The organism is Laceyella sediminis (assembly GCF_003003125.1).
In the GTDB taxonomy this organism is placed as follows: domain Bacteria; phylum Bacillota; class Bacilli; order Thermoactinomycetales; family Thermoactinomycetaceae; genus Laceyella; species Laceyella tengchongensis.
Genome location: NZ_PVTZ01000041.1, coordinates 1 through 1,366, shown reverse-complemented (window position 1 = coordinate 1,366; position 1,366 = coordinate 1). Strand labels below are relative to the sequence as shown.

At 39.8% G+C, this 1,366-nt stretch carries 2 protein-coding genes; both read left to right on the top strand.

The window, feature by feature from the left end:
* The first annotated feature begins 75 nt into the window (after window positions 1–75).
* Complete coding sequence (locus CLV36_RS16880) at window positions 76–387, top strand: transposase (protein WP_022738396.1); 312 nt, start codon at window positions 76–78, stop codon at window positions 385–387.
* A gap of 41 nt (window positions 388–428) precedes the next feature.
* The gene (locus tag CLV36_RS16875; RefSeq protein WP_106343411.1) at window positions 429–1,304 is read left to right on the top strand and encodes an IS3 family transposase; all 876 of its coding nucleotides are present in this window, start codon (window positions 429–431) and stop codon (window positions 1,302–1,304) included.
* Window positions 1,305–1,366: the final 62 nt, after the last annotated feature.

Sequence of the window (1,366 nt, the reverse complement as noted above, 5' to 3'; positions counted from 1 at the left end):
CTCTTTAGCCCCCTAATGACTTTGGACACTAAGAGTGTAAGTGGATTACACTACTAGTGATGGGGGATGAGAAAAATGAAAAGAAATCGGTACTCTCAGGAGTTTAAATTACAAGTCATAAAAGAGGCGCTGGAAACAGGAAACAAGTCAGCGGTAGCCAGACGCTATGAAATTGCTTCAAACATGCTACATCGCTGGATTCGTGAATATAACGAAGGTCAGTTTGGTGAAGTTTCTCTAGATTCTGTCAGCTCTTTAGAGGCCAAAACCCTAGCTCAAGAGAATGAACAACTTAAAAAGCTGCTCGGAGAGCAGGCTTTAGAACTAGCTATTTTGCGTGACCTAGTAAAAAAGAAAAACCCTCACTTGCTGAAAAAATTGAAGTAGCAGATCACTACATTCAACAGGGATATCGGATTTCTCTTGTATTGCGTTTGGTTCGAGTAGCTCGATCCACGTACTACTATCATAAAAAGGAGAAACCAAAAGAAAATGTTGTAAGTGAGGGAAGACCGATCCCTGGTTACTCCCTTTTACTCAATGGAATAAAAGTCTCAGATAAACAAATTCAAGAATGGCTGATGGAGCTTATTGAGGGAGATGGTTATGCTTACGGATATCGAAAGCTAACCGTCTCGTTGAGACGGCAATACCGCTTAATCATTAACAAGAAAAAAGTATATCGATTATGTAAAGAGCTGGGGATTTTGAGACCTCAGCGTCAAAAAAGAACTTCTTATCCCAGAAAAATTGCTCGAAATCGCCTGGTTACCGCTTCAAACCAATTATTCGAAACAGATATTAAATATGGATATATTACAGGGGAAGATCGCTTTTTCTTTATCCAATCTTGCCTAGATGTGTTTGATCGCTCGATTGTTGCCTATCACATAGGGCTTTCCTGTGAAGCGAAAGATGTGATCCGTACTATACAAGCGGCGCTTTTCAAGCGCCAGCTATTCGATGCAGAGGTAAAGCCTGTGGTTCGATCAGATAATGGACCTCAGTTTATTTCACATGCCTTTAGACAAGCATGTGAACAGTTCAAGCTGGAGCATGAACGAATTCCGCCTAAAACACCTAACTTAAACGCCCACATTGAAGCCTTTCATCGCTTGTTACAGGATGAATGTTTATCTCGTTTCGAATTTAAAACGTATGGAGAAGCTTATGAGGCAGTGACAGAATACATAAGCTTTTACAATGAACGTCGAATTCATTCTAGTTTACAGGATTTATCTCCAAACGAATTTTACTTACAAAACCAAAAGCATTTGATTTTGACTTCAACCGTTCGAGTTTAGTTGAAAAAGGGTGAAAAAGCGAGCTTAAGATACACTCTGTCCAAAATTAAGGGGTTAATCCG

What these genes read in the sequence shown, in the direction of transcription:
- CLV36_RS16880 (WP_022738396.1), top strand. Translation starts at nt 76, where the DNA reads ATGAAAAGAAATCGGTACTCTCAGGAGTTTAAATTACAAGTCATAAAA.